Consider the following 20,651-nt stretch of genomic DNA (forward strand, 5'->3'; position numbering starts at 1 on the left):
GATGAAGCTGCTCGACACGCTGCACCGCTGGACGGGGGGACTGATCGGCCTCGTGCTCGCGCTGCTCGGCCTGTCGGGCACGATCCTGCTCTATGAGCATCTGTGGATCGGATTTCCGGGGACCGGCGATCCGCTGCGCGGCGACCTCGCGACGGTCGCCACGACCACCGAAAGGCTGATGGCGACGCCGGGCGCGCAGGGCATCATCTATGCCGACGACCGTTTCGGGCTGCATCAGCTCCGCCTCGGCAAGGAAGCCGGCGCCTACGCCAGCCAGTCGGGCGACATCGTCACGCACTGGGCGAGCCAGTGGGAACGGCCCGAGCTGTGGATCTTCGATTTCCATCATCATCTGTTCGCGGGCGACAATGGCGAATGGGTGATCGGGATCGCGGGGCTGTGCGGGCTGTTCTTCGTGATCAGCGGCGTGATCCTGTGGTGGCGGACGCGGAGGACGTTTCAGCTGCGACTGTGGCCGAAACGGATGTCGCGTCCGTCGATCGTGATGCACCACCGCGACCTTGGCGTCGTCGTCGCGCCGCTGCTGCTGATTTCGATCGTCACCGGCACGATGATGATCTTCCGCCCGTTCGCGCTGGGGGTCGTTGCGCCCTTCGGGCCGGTCGCCGAAACCGCGAAGGCGCTTGATCCGCCGAAATACAAGGGCGGGCCGCTCGCCGAAAAGCCCGATTACACCGCGATGCTGACCGAAGCGCGGCGCCGCTTTCCCGAGGCCGAATTCCGCATCCTCAGCCTGCCGCGCAAGGCGGGCGACCCGATCATGCTGCGGATGCGCCAGCAGGCCGAATGGCTTCCCAACGGTCGCTCGACCTTGTGGTTCGACGCAGCGAACGGCGAGCTGCTCGGCGCGCGCGATGCGCTCGTAATGCCGAGCGGCGCGCAGGCGTTCAACATGGCCTTCCCGATCCATGCTTCGAAGGTCGGCGGCTGGACGTGGCGCATCGTGCTGACGATCTCCGGCCTCGCGATGACGATGCTCGGCAGCCTTGCGGTGTGGACCTTCTGGTTCAGGCGGCCGAAGACGGCGAAGCAGTCGGTGAAGAAGGTGGCTTTGGCCACGAGTTAAACACCATCGTCACCCCGGACTTGATCCGCGGTCCATGCCGAGGGCGCAGAAATGGATGCCGGATCAAGTCCGGCATGACGAAAGAATGAGGAGCGCCGCTCCCCGCGCTTTCCTATTTTACCGGCCGCCCTATATCCTGCGCAGTCCATGACCCGCGCCCGCGTCCTCCTCCTTACTGCCGCCCTCGGCCCGCTCGACTATCGCGTGCCCCACGGCACCGACGCGCCGCTCGGCAGCGTCGTGATCGCGCCGCTCGGCCCGCGGCGATTGGGCGGCGTGGTGTGGGAGGATGCGAGCTTCGGCGCGCCCGAGGCGGTCGGCGACAATCGGCTGCGCAATCTCTATGAAGTCGTGCCCGTCCCGCCGGTGCCCGCGCCGCTGCGCCGCCTCGTCGAATGGACGAGCGACTATTATCTCGCGCCGCCCGGCGCGGTGCTGCGCATGGTCCTCCCCGGCGTCGCCTTCGCCGACGCGCGGCGCCCGATCGTCGAATATCGCGCCACCGGCGAGCTGCCCGCGCGGATGACGCCGCAACGCATCGTCGCGCTCGAAGCGATCGGCGAGCGGCAGGGGATGGTGCGCGAACTCGCCGCGATCGCCGAGGTCAGCGAGGCGGTGATCCGCGGCCTCGTGAACACGGGCGCACTCGAAGCGGTGACCGTATCGGCCGACCAGCCCTATCCCGAACCCGACAGCGGCTTTGCCCCGCCCGATCTCTCCGGCGAACAGACCGCCGCCGCCGCGCAGTTGAGGGACGCGGTGCACGCCGAAAAATTCGACACTTTGCTGCTCGACGGCGTCACCGGGTCGGGCAAGACCGAAGTCTATATGGAGGCGATCGCCGCCGCGATCGACGCGGGCAAGCAGGCGCTGGTGCTGCTCCCCGAAATCGCGCTCACCGAACCGATGCTGACACGCTTTACCGCACGTTTCGGCTGCGAGCCCGTCGCGTGGCACTCGGGGCTGCGCTCGACCGAACGCCGCCGCGCGTGGCACGCGATCGCATCGGGAGACGCGCGCATCGTCATCGGCGCGCGCTCGGCGCTGTTCCTGCCTTACGCCCGGCTCGGCGTCATTGTCGTCGACGAGGCGCATGAGACGAGCTTCAAGCAGGAGGATGGCGTCCATTATCACGCGCGCGACGTCGCGGTGATGCGCGGGCATTTCGAGGGGCTGCCGGTGATCCTCGCCAGCGCGACCCCCGCGCTCGAAAGCCTCGCGATGGTCGAAGCGGGGCGCTATCGCCATATCCAGCTCCCCGCGCGCTTCGGCGGCGCGACCTTGCCCGACCTTGCGGCGATCGACATGCGGCAGGATCCGCCCGACCGCGGCCGCTGGCTCGCGCCGCCACTCGTCGACGCACTCGCCGATCGGCTCCAGAAGGGCGAGCAGAGCCTGCTCTTTTTGAACCGTCGCGGCTTCGCGCCGCTGACGCTCTGCCGGACGTGCGGGCACCGTATCCAGTGCCCCAACTGCACCGCGTGGATGGTCGAGCACCGCCTCGTCCACCGCCTCGCGTGCCATCATTGCGGCCATGTCATGCCGCCGCCGCGCCTCTGCCCCGAGTGCGAGGATGAGGACAGCCTCGTCGCCTGCGGCCCCGGGGTCGAGCGCGTCGCCGACGAGGTGAGCTTACGCTTCCCCGAGGCGCGCGTCGCCATCGTCACCTCGGACACGCTCTGGTCGCCCGCGAAAGCCGCCGAGTTCGTCGACAATGTCGAGGGGGGCTTGGTCGACATCATCATCGGCACCCAGCTCGTCACCAAGGGCTATCATTTCCCGAACCTCACATTGGTGGGCGTCGTCGATGCCGACCTCGGGCTTGACGGCGGCGACCTCCGCGCGTCCGAACGCACCTTCCAGCAGATCGCGCAGGTCGCGGGGCGCGCCGGGCGCGGGGTGAAGCCCGGCGAGGTGCTGATCCAGACACGCGTCCCCGAGGCGCCTGTCATGGCGGCGCTGGTCGCGAACGACCGCGACGGTTTTTATGCCGCCGAGGCCGCGGCGCGGAAGTTCGCCGGCGCGCCGCCCTATGGCCGCTTCGCCGCGCTCGTCATCTCGTCGGAGGATATCGAGGTCGCGCGCGGCGTCGCGCAGCGGTTGGGGCAAAAGGCGCCGGTCGCCGACGGCCTCGCCGTCTATGGCCCCGCCCCCGCGCCGCTCGCGATGCTCCGCGGCCGCCACCGCTTCCGCCTTTTGCTCCACGCGCCGCGCAGCTTCGACCTGCAAGGGACGATCCGCGACTGGGTCGCCAGCGTCGACTGGCCGGCAAAGGCGCGGCTTGCGATCGACATCGACCCCTATAGCTTTGTTTAGCCGTAACAGGGCTTTACTGTAGCCGGGCGCGCTGGCAGCATCCCAGCGGGTTATGATGCGGGGGGCGCATAATGAAGAGAATCGGCTTGGGCCTGCTGGCCGGGATCGCGATGGTCGCCATGACGGGACCGGCCGAAGCCAAATGGCTGCGCGCCGACACCGACAGCTTCATCATCTATAGCGAAAGCAACGAAAAATCGCTCCGCGAATTCGCCCAGAACCTGCAACGGTTCGACACCACGCTGCGCCTCCTCTTCAAGGTCGAAACGCCCGGCGAGGAAAGCAAGCTGCCGATCTATCTGGTTGCCGCGGCGCCCGACGTCGCCGAATTGGCAACCGGATCGCGCAGCGCGTCGATCGCGGGCTTTTACCGGCAGGACCGCGACGGCAGCTTCGCCATGTCCTTTCGCCAGAATAGCGGCAGCAACGTCACCGGCACATCGGCCGCTCAGCAGGTGCTGTTCCACGAATACAGCCATCATTTCATGAAGCGCCACCTGCGAGCGGCGTTTCCGTCGTGGCTGATCGAGGGCTTCGCCGAATATTATTCGACCGTCGATTTCGACAAGCAGGGCCGCGCGATGATCGGCCAGCCCGTCTATCGCCGCGCTTATGGCCTGTTGGAGATGCCGAAAATTCCGGCCGAGAGGCTGTTGTTCGAACAGCCCGGCGCGATGCGCAACAGCGGCCAGATGGACGTCTATTACGGCCGCGCCTGGGTGCTGACCCACATGCTGTTCCACAGCATCGCACGAGCGGACCAGATCAACGCCTATACAAGTGCGATCAACAGAGGGATCGACCCCAAACAGGCGGCGACCGACGCCTTCGGCGACCTCAAGCTGCTCGACAAGGATCTGAACCGCTATATCGAGGGCAGACTGAGCTACCGCACCACGCGCGATGCCGTTCCTGTCTCGGCCAATATCAAGATCGCGCCGCTATCGGCGGACGAAGATGCCGTGATCATGGCACGGCTCGAGCGGCTGAATGCGCGCGGCGACGCGGCGCGCCTGACCAAGGCGCGCGACACGCTGCGCAAGCTCGCCGCGGCGCAGCCCGCCAACGCCGATGTCCAGTTCGAACTCGCGGCCGCCGAATGGGACATGGACAGCGGCAAGCGCGACCTTGCGGCGATGCGGGCCGCGTTGGACAAGGTGCTCGCGGCCAGGCCCGACCATGTCCGCGCCAACGTTCTGCTCGGACGGCTCAAGCTGTATCAGCTAAGCGAAAAGGGCGAGGATGATGCGGTCGCGTGGCGCGAGGCGCGGAAGCCCATCCAGCTCGCCAACCGCACCGACCCCGACGACGCGGTGCCGCTCTACGCCTATTTCGACAGCTTTCGGGCCGAAGACAAACGGCCGAGCGAGATGGCGATCAAGGCGCTCGAGCGCGCCTTCGTGCTCACGCCCGAAAATATCGAGATGCGGGTCGCCTATGCCTTCGCGCTCGCGAATCAGGGCGAGTTCGAGCGCGCGGTGCGGCTGGCGCGGACGGTCGCCTTCGATCCGCACGACACTGGCCAGGGCGAAGCGATGCTCGCACGGCTGGAGGCGATGCAGGGCCGCCGCGCGGACTCCGGCAAGGAAGCCGTCGCCGGCGACGCCGACGACTAGAGTGCCGGTTTTGATGGAGTCAAAACCGGCACTCTGGATTCTTGTTTGTCCGCGATTTCCGAGCCGTGAAAAGTTCCATTTCACTCGAAATCACTCTAGGGTCAGACCCTGGCCCTTCTTCAATAATCGGGTTCGGCGCCGCCCAGCACTTGCGCCGCCTGCCCCGCCAGCCACGCCATCGCCGCCGCCCACGGCTGGTGCCCGTGGCTGATCCGCGCGACGCCGAGCGCGGCGAGTTCCTTGTGCGTCGGCCCGCCCTTGCCGCGCAGGATATTCACCGGCAGCGGCGATCCTTCACAGATCGCGCCGATGCATTTGGAATCGAGAAGGAAGGGAACAAAGAGCCCGCCCGTCCCGGCGTCGGCATAGGCATGCGCGCGCTCGAGCGTCGCGGCGACAAGCGCATCGCCATCCTTCGCCGCGTCGCGTCCCAGGAACAGGTCGCAGCGCGCATTGACGAAGATGCCGGTGTCGGCGGCAGCGCGATACCGTGCGGCCGCGTCTGCAATCGCGAGCAGTTCCTTCTGCCCGGGTAGCCGGTCTTCCATGTTGATACCGACCGCGCCTGCTTCGCGCGCCTGTGCCACCGATTCGCCCACCGCCGCGGGGTCGTCGCCATAGCCCGCTTCCATATCGATCGTGACGGGCAGGTCTGTGACCGCCAGTATCTGCGCGAGGTTGGCGAGCGCCGCTTCGAGCGGAAAATTCTCACCATCGGACGATCCGTGCGCCGAAGCGACGCCCCAGCTGCCCGTCGCGATCGCCTTCGCGCCCGCCGCGGCAACCGCCCTGGCGCTCCCCGCGTCCCAGATATTGACGAGGATCAGCGGATCGCCGGGGACGTGGAGAGCCTTGAACGCGGCAATTTTATCAGACATCAAAAACTCTCCCTCTTGAGCAATTCTTCCTTGATCGGCAGGCCGTAAGCATAGCCGCCGAGCGTTCCGTCGCTGCGTACCACACGGTGGCACGGGATCAGCACCGCCACGTTATTTGCGCCGTTCGCGCTCCCCGCCGCGCGCACCGCCCCGGGCTTGCCCACCGCCGCGGCGATATCGGCATAGCTGCGCGTCTCGCCCGCCGGGATTTTCCTGAGCTCGCGCCACACCGCTTCCTGAAAGGCGGTGCCCTTCACATCGATCGGGATATGGTCAAAGCCGTTCACCGGCGCCTCGACCGCGTCGACGACCTGCTTCAGTAAGGCTTCGAACGCTTCGCCGCCCTCGACCAGTTCGGCCGCGGGGAAACGCTCTTCCAAGGCCTCGCGCCCTTCGTCGAAGCTCAGACGGCACACGCCCTTCCCGGTCGCCGCGACGAGCATCGCGCCAAGGCTGGTCGGCACGACCGCCCAGTGGATCACCGTGTCCTTGCCGCCGTTCACCCAGGCCGACGCCGTCATGCCCATGCGCCCCTCCATATTCTGGTAGAAACGCGACGGCCCCGAAAAGCCCGCGTCGTAAATCGCGTCGGTCACCCGATTGCCTTCGCTCAGCGCTTGCCGCGCACGTTCTTCGCGCAGCGCGCGGGCATAGGCGGCGGGCGACAGCCCGGTGTGACGGGTGAAGACGCGCTGGAAATGCGTCGGCGAATAGCCGGTGCGCGCGGCGAGGTCGGCGAGCGCGAGCGGTTCCTCGCTGCCCTTGATCGCCGCGATCGCCTTGATCACCGCATTTTCGTCGCGCGCGACATCGTCGGGCAGGCAGCGTTTGCAGGGACGGAGGCCCGTCGCGCGCGCCGCATCGCCGTCGGCGAAGAAGCGGACATTCTGGCGCAAGGGATGGCGCGCGGCGCAGCTTGGCCGGCAATAGATGCCTGTGGTCAGCACCCCGGTGACGAAACGGCCGTCCTGCGCCTTGTCGCGCGCCTGCACCGCTTCCCAACGCTCGTCGTCGGTCATGGCCTGGAAGTCCATGGTCAATTCCTCTCGATTCGCGCGGCAAAACAGCCATAGGCGGCGTTGTGCGCATCGATATAGGATATGGCATCGTCGGCGAACAGGTCGCGGATCGCGCCATCGGCCTCGCCCGGCCCCGCAAGCCGCGCGGTCTGCAGCATGCCTTCCGCATCGAAAGCGCGCAGCGCGAGCGGGCGCCCCTCGAACACCGGCGGCAGTTCGTCGCGATAGGTCGCCGCTTCGACGCCCGGCCGCACATAGATCGCGTAGGCGCTGCGGTAGGGCGTTTCGACATCGTGGCTGGTGTGGTGGAGCAGGATCAGCGCCTCGCCCGCCTTCGCGTCCTCAAGGCTGACCCGGCACGGGAAGCCGCGATCGGCGGTCGCGGTGACACGGCGCGCATTGATCGCGGCAAGTTCGCTGTCGTCGAGCGCAAAGAGCGGGGCAAAGGGTTCGGGGCTGAGTCCCTGGATCGAATAAGTCATCAGATCGTCCTTTCTATTCGGTCGGATGCTGATGCCACGTCCCGGTTGCGGCCGCGTCCCGATGCTTGCGTTCAAAGCCCGCGCGGCTAGTGTGCGCGCCATGACCCGCCTCCTCGCGCTGCTGCTCGCCCTTCTGACCCTCGCGCTCCCGGCGCACGCCGCCGACGACATCAGCGCCGCGTCACGCAGCGTCGTGCGCGTCGTCACCGTCGCGATGGTCGATGGCGAGGTCGTCGGCTTCGGCCATGGCAGCGGCATCGCGGTCTCGCCGACGCGGATCGTCACCAATGCGCATGTCGTCGAATCGGCCGCCAAATATCCGGACAATGTCGCATTGGGCGTCGTCCCGTCCGAAGGGCAGAAGAGCTTTGCGGGCAAGCTGATCGCGATCGACACCGCGCGCGACCTCGCGCTGATCGAGATTACCGAAGGCCGCCTGCCGCCCGCCGCGATCTACACCGGCCCGCTCGATTCGGGCGCCGATGTCGTCGCGCTCGGTTACCCGGGCAATGTCGACCTTGCGACCGCGCGCAGCGCCAACGACTATATCACCCCGCGCACCCCGACGCGCAGCGAAGGCAATATGTCGAACACGCAAAGCGTCGACGGGGTCGCGATGCTGATCCACACCGCAAAGATTTCGCGCGGAAATTCGGGCGGCCCGCTCGTCGACCAGTGCGGCCGCATCACCGGCATCAACACCGCGATCACGCGCGCCGACGACGGCGATTCGCCGTTCGCCTTTGCAATATCCGGGCGCGAGCTCATGCGCTTCCTCGCCGATGCGAACCAGCAATATACCAGCGTCGGCACGCCGTGCGTTTCGATGGCCGAAGCCGATGCGCGCGACCGCGCCGCGATCGACGCCGAAGCGCGCGCGAGCGCCGAGGCGAATGCCGCGAAGGACGCCGCCGCCCGGCTCGACCGCGAATTGAAGCAGGCGCGCGCCGCGGAAAACGCGCTCGCATCGCGCGAAAACCGCATCGCGCTCGCGGGCGTTTTCTTCGTGATCGGCGCGCTCGCCGCGGGCGCGGGCCTGCTCTTCTACAGCCAGAAGAATTTGCGCAATGCCAAGATCGCGGGCGGCGCCGGCGCCGTGCTGATGCTCGGCGCCGCGATCCTGTTCGTCACCCGCCCCGACGCCCATGCCGAGATCGCCGAGGAGGCCGCCGCAGTCACCGCGACCGGAGCGCCCAAACTCGCGCAGGGCAAATTCCTCTGCACGATCCGCCCCGACCGCAGCCGCATCACCGTGTCGGCAACCACCGACGTCCCGATCACCGTCGGCAAGGGCGGCTGCGTCAACGATCGCACCCAATATACGCGCGGCGCCGACGATCGCTGGCAGCGCATCCTCGTCCCCAACGAGGAAGCGACGGTCACCGTCGCGTCGATCGATTCGACCGGGCGCGAATATCGCGTCGACCGCTATCTGCTCGATGCCGAAACGATGACGAAAGCGCGCGAGATCCGTTCGGCGATCACGCTCAAAAGCTGCACCGCCAACCCCGACGAACTGGCGGGCCTCGCGGCGCAGCAGGAGGCGATCCGCAGCGCGCTTCCCGCCAGCCCCAACGAGCGGCTCGTCTATCGCTGCCAGCCGGCTGGTGGCCCGGCAGCGCCTTGACATGACCATTTAAAAGACCTATTAACAGGTCATGGGAAAACCGCTCCTCGCCGATTACGGCATCAGCATTTCGGAACTCAAAAAGAATCCGTCGGCCGCCATTCGCGCCGCCGACGGGGCTCCTGTCGCGATCCTCAATCGCAATACGCCGGAAGCCTACCTGATCCCTGCCGAAGCTTGGGAGGAGATCGTGGAAGCGCTGGACGATATGCGGCTGGCCGAGATCGTGCGCGAGCGGGCGAATGAAAAGGGCGTCAGGGTAAATATTGACGACCTCCTATAATCTCGAGTTTCTTCCGAGCGCTCAGAAAGAATGGGACAAGCTGGGCACCGCGGTCCAGCGCCAGTTTGCTCGAAAACTGCAGGAACGACTGAGCAATCCACATATTCCGGCGGCGCGGCTGCGCGACATGCCCGATTGCTACAAGATCAAGCTTCGTAAAGTCGGATACCGGCTCGTCTATCGCGTGTTCGACGACCGCATCGTCGTGCAGGTCGTCGCGGTCGGGAAGCGCGAGCGCGACGAAGCCTATCGGAAAGCGTCGCAACGGATCTAAAGCACCGCCGTCCCTATCCCCCGCACGCCTTGAACAGCATCAGCGTGCGTTCGCGCGCTTGGGTTGCGCTTGCTTCGTGATAATCCTTGCGCCGGTCGCTGTTGAAGCCGTGCCCCGCCTCATAGACGAAGATTTGCGCGGTCGGGTGAGCCTTGGCAATCAGCGCCTCGACGCCCTCCATCGGAATCCCGTCGTCATAGCGGCCGAAATGGGCGATCGCCGCGCAGGCGGGCGCCTCGTCCTTGAACATCGTCGGCACGAGGCTGCCATAATAGGCCGAGGAGGCCGCGAGGTCGGGGCTGATCTGCGCCATCCGCCACGCGACCGAGCCGCCATAACAATAGCCGGTGATGAACACCGGCCCCCCAGAATCGTTGGCGCCCTTCAGCGCATCGATGCACGTCTGCGCGTCCTTCAGGCTCTGCTCGAAGGGATGCAGCTCACGCGCCAGCTGGACCGCGCGCTGGAACTGCGGCCCCGAATAGTCGCTCTCGAACCCCGGATGCTCGCGGTCGAAGAGCGCGGGGCTCAGCACCTCATAGCCCTCGGCGGCGAACTCGTCGCACATCTCGCGGATATGGTCGGTGACGCCGAAGATTTCCTGCACCAGCACCAGCCCGCCGCGACGCTCGCCGTCGGGCCGGGCATGATAGACCGCGATTTCGGCGCCATCGTCCATCGTCATCCGAATCATTTCGCCCACCGGCCTACCCCTCTTCCGTTCGCGCTGAGCTTGTCGAAGCGCAGTCCTTCTTTGCGCGCCTTTTGAAGAAAGGGCGGCCCTTCGACAAGCTCGGAGCCTGCCCCCGCGGAGGCGGGGGGCAAACGGCTTTAGGGACGGAGCCTGATTAGCCCCACCCCCGCCTTGCATTGCAGCAAAATCGTTGCTAGGCGCGCCGCGACTTCGCGTGGGGGACATTCGTCGAATATCCCCAAAAAGCGCGCGACCCATCCCCCACGGGATAGCAACAAAGGACTTTCACGCGTGGAGAATTCCGGCGGCATTCAGGGCAACATCACGGCGGGCCTCGCGGGCCGTTATGCGGTCGCTTTGTTCGATCTGGCGCGCGAATCGAACGCGATCGACGCGGTGGCCAAGAGCCTCGCGACGCTTCGCGCCGGCCTGACCGAATCGGCCGACCTGTCGGCGCTGATCGCCAGCCCCGTCGTCGCCCGCACCGACGCCGCGAACGCCATCGCCGCGGTCGCCAAGGCGATGAAGCTCGATTCGCTGACCGCGAAGTTCCTCGGCGTGCTCGCCGAGAATCGCCGTCTCGCCGATCTGCCCCGGATGATCGACGCGTTCGATGCGATCGTCGCCGATCACCGCGGTGAAGTGACCGCCAAGGTCACCAGCGCGCACCCGCTTTCGGCGGCGCAGCTGAAAGAGCTGACCGCGAACCTCAAATCCCGCGTCGGGCGCGACGTCACCGTCGCCGCGACCGTCGACCCCGCCATCCTCGGCGGTCTCGTCGTCCAGCTGGGCAGCCAGCTGATCGACGGCAGCATCCGTACCCGTCTCAACAGTTTCGCCCAGGCGATGAAGGGCTGAAAAGCCCGACGCCCAAATGCCCCGATGAAAGGCTAAACAATGGAAATCCGCGCCGCTGAAATCAGCAAGGTCATCAAGGACCAGATCGCCAATTTCGGCACCGACGCAACGGTCAGCGAAATCGGCAAGGTTCTGTCGGTCGGCGACGGCATCGCCCGCGTCCACGGCCTCGACAATGTCCAGGCCGGTGAAATGGTCGAGTTCGCCAACGGCGTGCAGGGCATGGCGCTCAACCTCGAAGCCGATAACGTCGGTATCGTGATCTTCGGCAGCGACGCCGAGATCAAGGAAGGCGACACCGTCAAGCGCACCGGCACGATCGTCGACGTCCCCGTCGGCAAGGGCCTGCTCGGCCGCGTCGTCGACGGCCTCGGCAATCCGATCGACGGCAAGGGCCCGATCAAGGCCGAGAAGCGCATGCGCGTCGAAGTCAAGGCGCCGGGCATCATCCCGCGCACCTCGGTCCACGAACCCGTCCAGACCGGCCTCAAGGCGCTCGACGCGCTCGTCCCCGTCGGCCGCGGCCAGCGCGAACTGATCATCGGCGATCGCCAGACCGGCAAGACCGCCGTCGCGATCGACACCTTCATCAACCAGAAGGAAGCCAACGCCGGCACCGATGAGTCGAAGAAGCTTTATTGCATCTATGTCGCCATCGGCCAGAAGCGTTCGACCGTCGCGCAGATCGTCCGCCAGCTCGAAGAAAATGGCGCGATGGAATATTCGATCGTCGTCGCCGCGACCGCGTCGGAGCCCGCTCCGCTGCAGTTCCTCGCGCCCTACACCGGCTGCACGATGGGCGAATATTTCCGCGACAACGGCATGCACGCCGTGATCGTCTATGACGATCTGTCGAAGCAGGCCGTCGCCTATCGCCAGATGTCGCTGCTGCTGCGCCGCCCGCCGGGCCGCGAAGCTTACCCCGGCGACGTGTTCTATCTGCACAGCCGCCTGCTCGAGCGTTCGGCAAAGATGAACGCCGACAATGGCTCAGGCTCGCTCACCGCGCTGCCGATCATCGAAACGCAGGCGGGCGACGTTTCGGCGTACATCCCGACCAACGTGATTTCGATCACCGACGGCCAGATCTTCCTCGAAACCAACCTGTTCAACGCCGGTATCCGCCCCGCGATCAACGTGGGTCTGTCGGTGTCGCGCGTCGGATCGGCCGCGCAGACCAAGGCGATGAAAAAGGTGTCGGGCTCGATCAAGCTCGAACTCGCGCAGTATCGCGAAATGGAAGCCTTCGCGCAGTTCGGTTCGGACCTCGACGCGTCGACGCAAAAGCTCCTCAACCGCGGCGCGCGCCTGACGCAGCTTCTGAAGCAGCCGCAGTTCCAGCCGATGCCGTTCGAAGAGCAGACCGCGTCGATCTTTGCCGGCACCAACGGCTATCTCGACAATGTCGCGACCACCGACGTCTCGCGCTACGAAGCGGCGATGATCGCCTATCTGCGCAGCGACCATGCCGGCGTGCTCAAGACGATCCGCGACACCAAGGATCTTGGCGACGACGCCAAAAAGGGTCTGGTTGCGGCGCTCGAAGCGTTCGCCAAGATTTTCGCTTAAAGGTTTACGTCGTCCCGGCTTCGGCGGGGAGGACGAAATATAGGGGCCTTCATGGCAAACCTGAAAGAACTCAAAGGGCGGATCAACTCGGTCAAATCGACCCAGAAGATCACCAAGGCCAAGAAAATGGTCGCGGCGGCCAAGCTGCGCAAGGCGCAGGCGGCTGCCGAAGCCGCGCGTCCCTATGCGACGCGCCTCGAAGGCGTCGTCGCCAGCCTGGCGTCGAAGGTCGGCGGGTCGGACTCGGCGCCGAAGCTGCTCGCCGGCACCGGCAAGAGCGACACGCACCTGCTCGTCGTGCTCAACAGCGACCGCGGCCTCGCCGGCGCGTTCAACTCGAACATCGTCAAGGCGGCGCGCGACAAGGCCAACGCGCTGCAGGCAGAGGGCAAGAAGGTTCTCTTCTACCTGATCGGCCGCAAGGGCCGCCCGGTGATCGGACGCCTGTTCGCGGGCCAGATCACCGAGCTCTATGAGACGACCGGCATCCGCGACATCGGCTTCGATCAGGCGTCCGAGATCTCGGCGAAGGTCATGGAGCTTTACGAGGCCGGCGCATTCGACGTCGCGCATCTCTTCTATTCGAAGTTCCGTTCGGCGCTGCTTCAGGAAGCGACCGGCCAGCAGCTGATCCCCGTTCCCGCGCCCGTCGACGTTCCGGCATCCAGCGGCGCGGCGGTCGAATATGAGCCGGGCGAGGAAGAAATCCTCGCCGACCTGTTGCCGCGCAACATCACGATCCAGATCTTCAAGGGCATCCTTGAAAACGCCGCGTCCGAACAGGGCGCGTCGATGACCGCGATGGACAATGCGACGCGCAACGCGGGCGACCTGATCAACAAGCTGACCATCATCTACAACCGCACGCGTCAGGCGGCGATCACGACCGAACTCATCGAAATCATCGCTGGCGCCGAAGCGCTGTAAGCTATCCAAGCAAGGAAGAAACCAATGGCAACCGCACCCTCTGCCGAGAAGAAGGCACCCGCCAAGAAGGCCGCCGCGCCCAAGGCTGCTGCGCCGAAGAAGGCTGCCGCTCCCAAGGCCGCGAGCACCGGCACCGCCACGGGCCGCATCGCACAGGTCATCGGCGCCGTCGTCGACGTCCAGTTCACCGGCCAGCTCCCCGCGATTCTGAACGCGCTCGAAACCGACAACAACGGCAACCGCCTTGTTCTCGAAGTCGCGCAGCATCTCGGCGAGAACACCGTCCGCACCATCGCGATGGACGCGACCGACGGCCTGACGCGCGGCCAGCCCGTCACCGACACCGGCGCACAGATCTCGGTGCCCGTCGGCCCGCAGACGCTCGGCCGCATCCTCAACGTCATCGGCGAGCCGATTGACGAACAGGGTCCGGTCAACGCCGTGAGCCGCGCGCCGATCCACGCGAAGGCTCCCGAATTCGTCGACCAGTCGACCGAAAGCAGCATCCTCGTCACCGGCATCAAGGTCATCGACCTGATCGCGCCTTACGCAAAGGGCGGCAAGATCGGTCTGTTCGGCGGCGCGGGCGTCGGCAAGACCGTTCTCATTCAGGAACTGATCAACAACATCGCCAAGGGCCATGGCGGCACCTCGGTGTTCGCGGGCGTCGGCGAACGCACCCGCGAAGGCAACGACCTCTATCACGAATTCCTCGACGCCGGCGTTATCGCCAAGGACAAGGACGGCAACCCGACCCCCGAGGGTTCGAAGGTTGCGCTGGTGTTCGGCCAGATGAACGAACCGCCGGGTGCCCGCGCCCGCGTTGCGCTCTCGGGCCTGACGATCGCCGAATATTTCCGCGATCAGGAAGGCCAGGACGTGCTCTTCTTCGTCGACAACATCTTCCGCTTTACCCAGGCGGGTTCGGAAGTGTCGGCGCTGCTCGGCCGTATTCCCTCGGCCGTGGGTTATCAGCCGACGCTGTCGACCGACATGGGCGCGCTGCAGGAACGCATCACCTCGACGAACAAGGGTTCGATCACCTCGGTGCAGGCCATCTACGTTCCCGCGGATGACTTGACCGACCCTGCCCCGGCAACCTCGTTCGCCCACCTGGACGCGACGACGACGCTCAACCGCGCGATTTCGGAACTCGGCATCTATCCGGCGGTCGATCCGCTCGATTCGACCAGCCGCGTGCTGACCGCCGCGATCGTCGGCCAGGAGCATTATGAGACCGCCCGCCGCGTTCAGGAAACGCTGCAGAAGTACAAGTCGCTCCAGGACATCATCGCCATTCTCGGCATGGACGAGCTTTCGGAAGAAGATAAGCTGGTCGTCGCGCGCGCGCGCAAGATCCAGCGCTTCCTGTCGCAGCCGTTCCACGTCGCCGAGGTCTTCACCAACATCCCCGGCAAGTTCGTGGCGATCGAAGACACGGTGAAGTCGTTCAAGGCGGTGGTCGATGGCGAATATGACCATCTGCCCGAAGCGGCCTTCTACATGGTCGGCGGCATCGACGAAGCGGTCGCCAAGGCCGCCAAGCTCGCCGAAGACGCGTAATTCGGTTCCCCTCGCGCTTGCGGGAGGGGTTAGGGGAGGGTCTGTCGGGGGACGGACCTTCACTTGCTACGAAACAGCCCCTCCCCCGACCCCTCCCGCAAGCGGGAGGGGGGAGATTGAAGACATGGCTCTGAAGTTCGAACTCGTCACCCCCGCCCGCCTCGAGCGGACCGCCGACGTCCATATGGTCACCGTGCCGGGGGCCGAAGGCGATTTTTCGGTGCTCGAAGGCCACGCGCCTTTCATGGCGACGCTGCGCAACGGCCCGCTGACCATCTATAGCACCGCCGGCGCCGCGCCCGAGGTGATCGAGGTCGAAGGCGGCTTTGCCGAGGTTAACGAGGCCGGCCTCACCGTTCTGGCCGAGCATATCGCAAACTGATCGCTTCCGCCGTCCACGGCGATCAAAAGCCCGCATCCTTCATGGATGCGGGCTTTTTTTATGCCCACGCGCAATCGCCCATCGCATTAGGACAATGTCAAAGTTTCCGGTTTATTCACCGTGTCGGATGGGGGCTCGTCTGCACTGGCAGCGATGCTCCTGAAAGATATGGAAGCAGGAAAAACCGATGAGTGCATTCGGACGCCGACCCGGAACCGCTGGCCGCCCCGCCTTTGGCGTGGCCAAGCCGATGCAGACTGGTCCGGGCGTGCCGGGCGGAACCCAGTTTCCCGCGATCGAGACGCCGGTGAACATTCCGCAGATGCCGTCGAACCTGACGCCCGAAGAAGAGGCGATGGAGCGGCTGAACCAGCGTTCGACCGCCGAGGCGATGGAGCCTGAAAAGGCGCAAGGGTTCGAAGCCAGTGTCCACAAGATCAAGGAACAGGTGCTGCCGCGCCTGCTCGAACGCGTCGATCCCGAGGCGGCTGCGACGCTCAACAAGGACGAGCTGACCGAGGAATTCCGTCCGATCATCCTCGAAGTGCTCGCGGAACTCCGCATCACATTGAACCGCCGCGAGCAGTTCGCGCTCGAAAAGGTGCTCGTCGACGAACTCCTCGGCTTCGGCCCGCTCGAAGAGCTGCTCGCCGACCCCGACATTTCGGACATCATGGTCAACGGGCCGTACCAGACCTATATCGAACGCAAGGGCCAGCTGGTCATCGCGCCGATCCAGTTCCGCGACGAACAGCATCTGTTCCAGATCGCGCAGCGCATCTGCAACCTTGTCGGCCGCCGCGTCGACCAGACCACGCCGCTCGCCGACGCCCGCCTGAAAGACGGCAGCCGCGTCAACGTGATCGTGCCGCCGCTCAGCTTGCGCGGCACCGCGATCTCGATTCGTAAATTCTCGGCCAAGCCGATCACGCTCGACATGCTGTGCCAGTGGGGCGCGATGAGCCAGAAGATGTGCACCGCGCTGAAAATCGCGGGCGCCAGCCGCTTCAACATCGTCATCTCGGGCGGTACGGGTTCGGGCAAGACGACGATGCTCAACGCGCTGTCGAAAATGATCGACCCCGGCGAACGCGTGCTGACGATCGAGGATGCCGCCGAACTTCGCCTGCAGCAACCGCACTGGCTGCCGCTCGAAACGCGCCCCGCGAACCTCGAGGGCAATGGCGCGATCCACATGGGCGATCTTGTGAAGAACGCGCTGCGTATGCGTCCCGACCGCATCATCATGGGTGAGGTCCGCGGCGCCGAATGTTTCGACCTGCTCGCCGCGATGAACACCGGTCACGACGGGTCGATGTGTACGCTCCACAGCAACTCACCCCGCGAATGCCTCGGCCGTATGGAAAATATGGTGCTGATGGGCGATGTGAAGATCCCGAAGGAAGCGATTTCGAAACAGATCGCCGATTCGGTCGACATGGTCATCCAGATCAAGCGCCTGCGCGACGGCTCGCGCCGCGTCACCAACGTGACCGAGGTGATCGGTATGGAAGGCGACGTCATCGTCACCCAGGAACTCTTCAAGTTCGAATATCTCGACGAGGACAAGGACGGCAAGATCGTCGGCGAATATCGCGCGATGGGCCTGCGCCCCTATACGCTGGAAAAAGCGCGCCAATATGGGTTTGATCAGCCTTATCTCGAGGCGTGCCTGTAGCATACCCCTCTCCCCTTGGGGGAGAGGGATGCACAGACTTGGCAGCTTGCTGCCTAGTCGAAGCTGGGTGAGGGTGTGAACGAAGCGCGCGAAAGCAGCGTTTGAGACCCTCATCCAACTCCGCCTAGCCGCTCCGCGGCAAGGCTCCATATCCTTCTCCCTCAAGGGGAGAAGGTTTATTTCCCGGCAAGCCAGAACGCCGTCGCGAACAAAGCGACGGCAGCCGACGCGAGCGCGATCCCGCGCCACGGCATGAAGCCGACCTGTTCGACGTCGCGGCGGTTGTTGCGGCGCCAGCTCGCGATCTCGGCCACGCCGAACAGAATCGCGGCGCCGATCCCTATCGACAGCATGGACACTTGCATTGCCGCGCATCCCTTCGCAAACAGGGTCTTCCCCTGGAGAGAGGTGCCCCATATGCGTTCCCTATTATTGCTTGCAAGTGCCGCCGCCCTGATCGCCGTTCCCGCGACCGCGATGCAGCACGACGCCCACGCCGCGCACAAGGCTGAGGACGCGATCGCCGCCGCCGTTGCCGCGCCCACCCGCACCGCGACGAACACGCCGCGCGACACATATCGCCACCCCGCCGAAACGCTCGCCTTCTTTGGCGTGAAGCCCGGCGACACGGTGGTCGAGCTGTGGCCCGGCGGCGGCTGGTACACCGAAATCCTCGCCCCGCTGACCAAATCGGGCGGCGGCACGCTCTACGCCGCGGCGCCGTGGGAACGCGGCCTCAACCGCGTGAAGGCAAAGCAGACCGAGAATGCCGACGTCTATGGCGCGGTGAAGCTCGCCGAATTCCCTAATGCGGGCACCAATCCCAAGGTTCCCGACGGCAGCGCCGATGTCGTGCTGACCTTCCGCAACGTCCACAACTGGCGCTTCGACGGCACCGACAACACCGCGAACGCGTTCAAACAGATCTTCGCGATGCTGAAACCCGGCGGCACGCTCGGCGTCGTCGAGCATCGGCTCAATGAAAGCGACGACAGCGCGAAGGAAGAAAAGTCGGGCTATATGAAGAAAAGCTCGATCGTCGCCTTCGCCGAGGCTGCGGGCTTCAAGCTCGCGGGTGAGAGCGAGATCAACGCCAATCCAAAGGACACCAAGGATTATCCCAAGGGCGTCTGGACGCTGCCCCCGAACCTGACCGAGGGCGAGACGGACCGCGCCAAATATGTCGCGATCGGCGAATCGGACCGCATGACGCTGAAATTCGTGAAGCCCGCGTCCTGAAGCATTTCGAATCCATAGACCCGGCGCTGCTTTTGAGCGCCTATGCGCAGGGCATTTTTCCGATGGCCGACGGGGCGGATGACCCGTCGGTCCATTGGGTCGAACCGCGGCTGCGCGCGATCCTGCCGCTCGACCACTTCCACCTGTCGCACAGCCTGAAAAAAATCATCGTGTCCGACCGCTTCCGCGTCACGACCGACACCGCCTTTGCCGATATGGTCGCGCTCTGCGCCGCGCCCGCCGACGACCGGCCGACGACGTGGATCAATCCGGTAATCCGCGCGAGCTACGACCGTTTGTTCCAGCTCGGCCATGCGCACAGCGTCGAATGCTGGCTGGACGGCGAGCTCGCGGGCGGGCTCTACGGCGTCACGCTCGGCCGCGCCTTTTTCGGCGAATCGATGGTCAGCCGCGCGCGCGACGCCTCGAAGGTCGCGCTCGCGCACCTCGTCGCGCGGCTCCGCGCGGGCGGCTGGAAATTGCTCGACTGCCAGTTCATCACCCCGCACCTCGCCAGCCTCGGCGCGATCGAAATCCGCCAGGCCGACTATCTCGCGCGGCTCTATTCGGTGTTGGCGGGGGGCGACGGCACAGCCTTGGGTGCCGGGGCCGGTACGACCGGCGGCGCGACAGGCGCTGCTATGCCCTCGCCGCCGTTCGTCGCGGGCGACTGGGGCGCCCTCGACGCCTTGGGCGCCGCGGCCGCGCCCGATTTCGGCGCCGAACGCGCGACGGGTTCGCCGCCCGGATATGTCATCGCGCAGCTTTTGACGAAGACGTCATAGATCGGGTGCTCGATGACGTTGCGGTCGGGCCGCTCGCGGAAAATCCAGCCCGAAAAGACGCGATACCATTTGTCGTCGCGCTGATCCTGCACCGTCAACTGGACGAAGGCGCCGGTTTCGGGCGGATCTTCCCACGGCGCCGTCTGTTCGCACGCGCGCAGCCGCACGATCGCGCGGCCGACGCGCGCCGTTTCGCCGGGCTTCATCTCGAGATCGCGGACGAGCCCGTTGCGCTTGTTGAGCAGGCCGACGACGGCGACGCGGTCCGCCATCGGGGTCGCGCCTTCGATGCCGCCGACTTCCTGCGGCACGCGTTCGGATTTGGCGATCTGCGGCGCCTTGTCGCTGCCGCCGCTTTTGGTCGGCGTCCGGTCGCAGCCGGCCAGCGCGCTCGCCGCGACGAGCGTCAGGAACGCGATGCGGAGGGGGCGCGACCTCACGGAAGCTCAGTCGGCGCCGGGCCGCCAGGCCTCATAATCGCCGGTCGCGGCAGCCCGGTGGCCGCCGCGTTCGAGCGCGCCGGCGGGGCGATAGGCGCCCGTGCTGCCGGTCAGGTTCGCGGTCGGCTCTTTCTCCCACGCGCGCGGCGCGGGAAGGACGTCGGTCGGCAGTTCGTCGAAGGTGCCGTGAAGCCAGCCGTGCCATTCGGGCGGCACGCGGCTCGCATCGTTCGATCCATTGTAGAGCACCCAGCGACGGCCGCCCTTTTTCGCGCGGAAATAGCGGTTGCCGAGGCTGTCCTCGCCCACCTTCGTGCCGGTGCTCCAGCTGTTCAGCAGCGTGCCGACGGTCGCGCCGTCCCACCAGGTGAAAATCTTGCCCAAGATGCTCATGGCGTGGCGTTTACAGGCAAGGCAGCGCGGTCCGCAAGCCGCAAACCACGCGGACGGGCGCTATTTTCCATCTTTCCATGTGATCTTGGCGGTCTCGTCGATGCCAAGCTTCGCCGCCGTACCGCCCGCGAGTTCGAGCACCGCCGAAACCTCGCCGCCGCTGACCACGGGTTCGAGCGATTCGGGGATGGTATTTTCGGCGATCCGGTCGATGCTGCCGTCGGCGCGGATGAAGATCATATCGAGCGGGATCAGCGTGTTCTTCATCCAGAAACTGGCGATTCGCGGCTTCTCGAACGGAAAGATCATTCCTCCGCCCTCGGGCAGACTGGTGCGGAACATCAGCCCGCGCGCCTGCTCCTCCTTGGTGCGGGCGACTTCGACGTTGAATTTGTGCGTGGCGCCATCGGCCGCGATCGTCGCGACGCCCTGCGCCTCGCTCACATCCTTGCTGCATGCCGCCATCGGCAGTGCGAGCGACAGGGCAAGGGCGGTAAAAATGGCGCGCATCGGCAGATCCTTATCCCGTGATGTCGCCGGA

Annotated in this window: 21 protein-coding genes and 1 pseudogene; 14 read left to right on the top strand and 8 right to left on the bottom strand. The window is 65.7% G+C overall.

The features are described 5' to 3' along the window. The first annotated feature begins 1 nt into the window (after window position 1). From VJ811_RS13805 to VJ811_RS13815, 3 genes are all read left to right on the top strand, one after another. Window positions 2-1,087, top strand: coding sequence for a PepSY-associated TM helix domain-containing protein (locus VJ811_RS13805; protein WP_324073384.1), 1,086 nt, complete (start codon window positions 2-4; stop codon window positions 1,085-1,087). A 147-nt stretch (window positions 1,088-1,234) separates the two neighbouring features. Then, entirely contained in the window at window positions 1,235-3,403 is a 2,169-nt protein-coding gene (locus VJ811_RS13810) for a primosomal protein N' (protein ID WP_324073291.1), read from the top strand. A 71-nt stretch (window positions 3,404-3,474) separates the two neighbouring features. Further along, window positions 3,475-5,019: a hypothetical protein gene (locus VJ811_RS13815; protein WP_324073293.1), complete on the top strand. Its 1,545-nt coding sequence runs from the start codon at window positions 3,475-3,477 to the stop codon at window positions 5,017-5,019. Window positions 5,020-5,138: 119 nt separating this feature from the next. Here VJ811_RS13815 and VJ811_RS13820 read toward each other — a convergent pair whose 3' ends face one another. Genes VJ811_RS13820 through VJ811_RS13830 form a run of 3 tightly spaced genes read right to left on the bottom strand, consistent with a single transcriptional unit; the run spans window position 5,139 to window position 7,398 of the window. Next, window positions 5,139-5,897 carry an isocitrate lyase/phosphoenolpyruvate mutase family protein gene (locus tag VJ811_RS13820; RefSeq protein WP_324073295.1) on the bottom strand — a complete coding sequence of 253 codons (759 nt, stop codon included), beginning with the start codon at window positions 5,895-5,897 and terminating at the stop codon, window positions 5,139-5,141. After that, complete coding sequence (gene ada / locus VJ811_RS13825) at window positions 5,897-6,931, bottom strand: bifunctional DNA-binding transcriptional regulator/O6-methylguanine-DNA methyltransferase Ada (RefSeq protein ID WP_324073297.1); 1,035 nt, start codon at window positions 6,929-6,931, stop codon at window positions 5,897-5,899. Before ada ends, VJ811_RS13820 begins: the two co-directional genes overlap by 1 nt. A 2-nt stretch (window positions 6,932-6,933) precedes the next feature. Continuing rightward, the gene (locus VJ811_RS13830; RefSeq protein WP_324073300.1) at window positions 6,934-7,398 is read right to left on the bottom strand and encodes a DUF1203 domain-containing protein; all 465 of its coding nucleotides are present in this window, start codon (window positions 7,396-7,398) and stop codon (window positions 6,934-6,936) included. 100 nt (window positions 7,399-7,498) lie between these two features. Between VJ811_RS13830 and VJ811_RS13835 the strand changes: the two genes are divergently transcribed. The 3 genes from VJ811_RS13835 to VJ811_RS13845 are packed head-to-tail and all read left to right on the top strand — an operon-like array spanning window position 7,499 to window position 9,582. Then, the gene (locus tag VJ811_RS13835) at window positions 7,499-9,025 is read left to right on the top strand and encodes a serine protease (protein WP_324073301.1); all 1,527 of its coding nucleotides are present in this window, start codon (window positions 7,499-7,501) and stop codon (window positions 9,023-9,025) included. A gap of 31 nt (window positions 9,026-9,056) precedes the next feature. Next, a complete protein-coding gene (locus tag VJ811_RS13840; protein ID WP_324073304.1) occupies window positions 9,057-9,308 on the top strand; it encodes a type II toxin-antitoxin system Phd/YefM family antitoxin in 252 nt (83 codons plus the stop codon). Continuing rightward, a complete protein-coding gene (locus VJ811_RS13845; RefSeq protein ID WP_324073306.1) occupies window positions 9,292-9,582 on the top strand; it encodes a type II toxin-antitoxin system RelE/ParE family toxin in 291 nt (96 codons plus the stop codon). The genes VJ811_RS13840 and VJ811_RS13845 overlap by 17 nt, the downstream gene beginning before the upstream one ends. Before the next feature lie 13 nt (window positions 9,583-9,595). Here VJ811_RS13845 and VJ811_RS13850 read toward each other — a convergent pair whose 3' ends face one another. After that, window positions 9,596-10,276, bottom strand: coding sequence for a dienelactone hydrolase family protein (locus VJ811_RS13850; RefSeq protein ID WP_324073385.1), 681 nt, complete (start codon window positions 10,274-10,276; stop codon window positions 9,596-9,598). A 291-nt stretch (window positions 10,277-10,567) separates the two neighbouring features. Between VJ811_RS13850 and VJ811_RS13855 the strand changes: the two genes are divergently transcribed. The 6 genes from VJ811_RS13855 to VJ811_RS13880 all read left to right on the top strand — a co-directional run bounded on the left by VJ811_RS13855 (window position 10,568) and on the right by VJ811_RS13880 (window position 17,253). Then, window positions 10,568-11,134: a F0F1 ATP synthase subunit delta gene (locus VJ811_RS13855; protein ID WP_324073308.1), complete on the top strand. Its 567-nt coding sequence runs from the start codon at window positions 10,568-10,570 to the stop codon at window positions 11,132-11,134. Window positions 11,135-11,173: 39 nt separating this feature from the next. Beyond that, entirely contained in the window at window positions 11,174-12,703 is a 1,530-nt protein-coding gene (atpA, locus tag VJ811_RS13860) for a F0F1 ATP synthase subunit alpha (protein WP_324073310.1), read from the top strand. Window positions 12,704-12,754: 51 nt separating this feature from the next. Then, window positions 12,755-13,630 carry a F0F1 ATP synthase subunit gamma gene (locus tag VJ811_RS13865; protein WP_324073312.1) on the top strand — a complete coding sequence of 292 codons (876 nt, stop codon included), beginning with the start codon at window positions 12,755-12,757 and terminating at the stop codon, window positions 13,628-13,630. A 24-nt stretch (window positions 13,631-13,654) separates the two neighbouring features. Further along, window positions 13,655-15,193, top strand: coding sequence for a F0F1 ATP synthase subunit beta (atpD, locus tag VJ811_RS13870; RefSeq protein WP_324073314.1), 1,539 nt, complete (start codon window positions 13,655-13,657; stop codon window positions 15,191-15,193). A 124-nt stretch (window positions 15,194-15,317) separates the two neighbouring features. Then, the gene (locus VJ811_RS13875; protein WP_324073317.1) at window positions 15,318-15,575 is read left to right on the top strand and encodes an ATP synthase F1 subunit epsilon; all 258 of its coding nucleotides are present in this window, start codon (window positions 15,318-15,320) and stop codon (window positions 15,573-15,575) included. Between the two features lie 187 nt (window positions 15,576-15,762). Continuing rightward, window positions 15,763-17,253, top strand: coding sequence for a CpaF family protein (locus VJ811_RS13880; protein WP_324073319.1), 1,491 nt, complete (start codon window positions 15,763-15,765; stop codon window positions 17,251-17,253). Between the two features lie 176 nt (window positions 17,254-17,429). Here the strand turns inward: VJ811_RS13880 and VJ811_RS13885 are convergent, their stop codons facing one another. Next, entirely contained in the window at window positions 17,430-17,618 is a 189-nt protein-coding gene (locus VJ811_RS13885) for a hypothetical protein (RefSeq protein WP_294048476.1), read from the bottom strand. Window positions 17,619-17,670: 52 nt separating this feature from the next. Here VJ811_RS13885 and VJ811_RS13890 point away from each other — a divergent pair, with 52 nt between their 5' ends. Together VJ811_RS13890 and aat are read left to right on the top strand one after the other, a co-directional pair. Further along, on the top strand, window positions 17,671-18,492 hold the full coding sequence (locus VJ811_RS13890; protein WP_324073323.1) for a class I SAM-dependent methyltransferase: 822 nt from the start codon (window positions 17,671-17,673) through the stop codon (window positions 18,490-18,492). After that, complete coding sequence (aat, locus tag VJ811_RS13895) at window positions 18,489-19,277, top strand: leucyl/phenylalanyl-tRNA--protein transferase (protein WP_324073387.1); 789 nt, start codon at window positions 18,489-18,491, stop codon at window positions 19,275-19,277. The genes VJ811_RS13890 and aat overlap by 4 nt, the downstream gene beginning before the upstream one ends. 35 nt (window positions 19,278-19,312) lie before the next feature. Here the strand turns inward: aat and VJ811_RS13900 are convergent. From VJ811_RS13900 to VJ811_RS13910, 3 genes and pseudogenes are all read right to left on the bottom strand, one after another. Beyond that, window positions 19,313-19,549: pseudogene (locus VJ811_RS13900) on the bottom strand (DUF2155 domain-containing protein); the annotation flags it as partial. 174 nt (window positions 19,550-19,723) lie between these two features. Next, window positions 19,724-20,110, bottom strand: a complete 387-nt coding sequence (locus VJ811_RS13905) for an NADH:ubiquinone oxidoreductase subunit NDUFA12 (RefSeq protein WP_324073325.1) — start codon at window positions 20,108-20,110, stop codon at window positions 19,724-19,726. Window positions 20,111-20,170: 60 nt separating this feature from the next. Continuing rightward, complete coding sequence (locus VJ811_RS13910) at window positions 20,171-20,620, bottom strand: DUF192 domain-containing protein (RefSeq protein WP_324073327.1); 450 nt, start codon at window positions 20,618-20,620, stop codon at window positions 20,171-20,173. Window positions 20,621-20,651 lie beyond the last annotated feature (31 nt).

The sequence above is a fragment of the Sphingopyxis sp. genome, assembly GCF_035250425.1.
In the GTDB taxonomy this organism is placed as follows: domain Bacteria; phylum Pseudomonadota; class Alphaproteobacteria; order Sphingomonadales; family Sphingomonadaceae; genus Sphingopyxis.

Coding starts and splice junctions, on each gene's coding strand:
- VJ811_RS13805 (WP_324073384.1), top strand. CDS start 2: ATGAAGCTGCTCGACACGCTGCACCGCTGGACGGGGGGACTGATCGGC.
- VJ811_RS13810 (WP_324073291.1), top strand. CDS start 1,235: ATGACCCGCGCCCGCGTCCTCCTCCTTACTGCCGCCCTCGGCCCGCTC.
- VJ811_RS13815 (WP_324073293.1), top strand. CDS start 3,475: ATGAAGAGAATCGGCTTGGGCCTGCTGGCCGGGATCGCGATGGTCGCC.
- VJ811_RS13820 (WP_324073295.1), bottom strand. CDS start 5,897: ATGTCTGATAAAATTGCCGCGTTCAAGGCTCTCCACGTCCCCGGCGAT.
- ada (WP_324073297.1), bottom strand. CDS start 6,931: ATGGACTTCCAGGCCATGACCGACGACGAGCGTTGGGAAGCGGTGCAG.
- VJ811_RS13830 (WP_324073300.1), bottom strand. CDS start 7,398: ATGACTTATTCGATCCAGGGACTCAGCCCCGAACCCTTTGCCCCGCTC.
- VJ811_RS13835 (WP_324073301.1), top strand. CDS start 7,499: ATGACCCGCCTCCTCGCGCTGCTGCTCGCCCTTCTGACCCTCGCGCTC.
- VJ811_RS13840 (WP_324073304.1), top strand. CDS start 9,057: ATGGGAAAACCGCTCCTCGCCGATTACGGCATCAGCATTTCGGAACTC.
- VJ811_RS13850 (WP_324073385.1), bottom strand. CDS start 10,276: ATGATTCGGATGACGATGGACGATGGCGCCGAAATCGCGGTCTATCAT.
- atpA (WP_324073310.1), top strand. CDS start 11,174: ATGGAAATCCGCGCCGCTGAAATCAGCAAGGTCATCAAGGACCAGATC.
- VJ811_RS13865 (WP_324073312.1), top strand. CDS start 12,755: ATGGCAAACCTGAAAGAACTCAAAGGGCGGATCAACTCGGTCAAATCG.
- atpD (WP_324073314.1), top strand. CDS start 13,655: ATGGCAACCGCACCCTCTGCCGAGAAGAAGGCACCCGCCAAGAAGGCC.
- VJ811_RS13875 (WP_324073317.1), top strand. CDS start 15,318: ATGGCTCTGAAGTTCGAACTCGTCACCCCCGCCCGCCTCGAGCGGACC.
- VJ811_RS13880 (WP_324073319.1), top strand. CDS start 15,763: ATGAGTGCATTCGGACGCCGACCCGGAACCGCTGGCCGCCCCGCCTTT.
- VJ811_RS13885 (WP_294048476.1), bottom strand. CDS start 17,618: ATGCAAGTGTCCATGCTGTCGATAGGGATCGGCGCCGCGATTCTGTTC.
- VJ811_RS13890 (WP_324073323.1), top strand. CDS start 17,671: ATGCGTTCCCTATTATTGCTTGCAAGTGCCGCCGCCCTGATCGCCGTT.
- VJ811_RS13905 (WP_324073325.1), bottom strand. CDS start 20,110: ATGAGCATCTTGGGCAAGATTTTCACCTGGTGGGACGGCGCGACCGTC.
- VJ811_RS13910 (WP_324073327.1), bottom strand. CDS start 20,620: ATGCGCGCCATTTTTACCGCCCTTGCCCTGTCGCTCGCACTGCCGATG.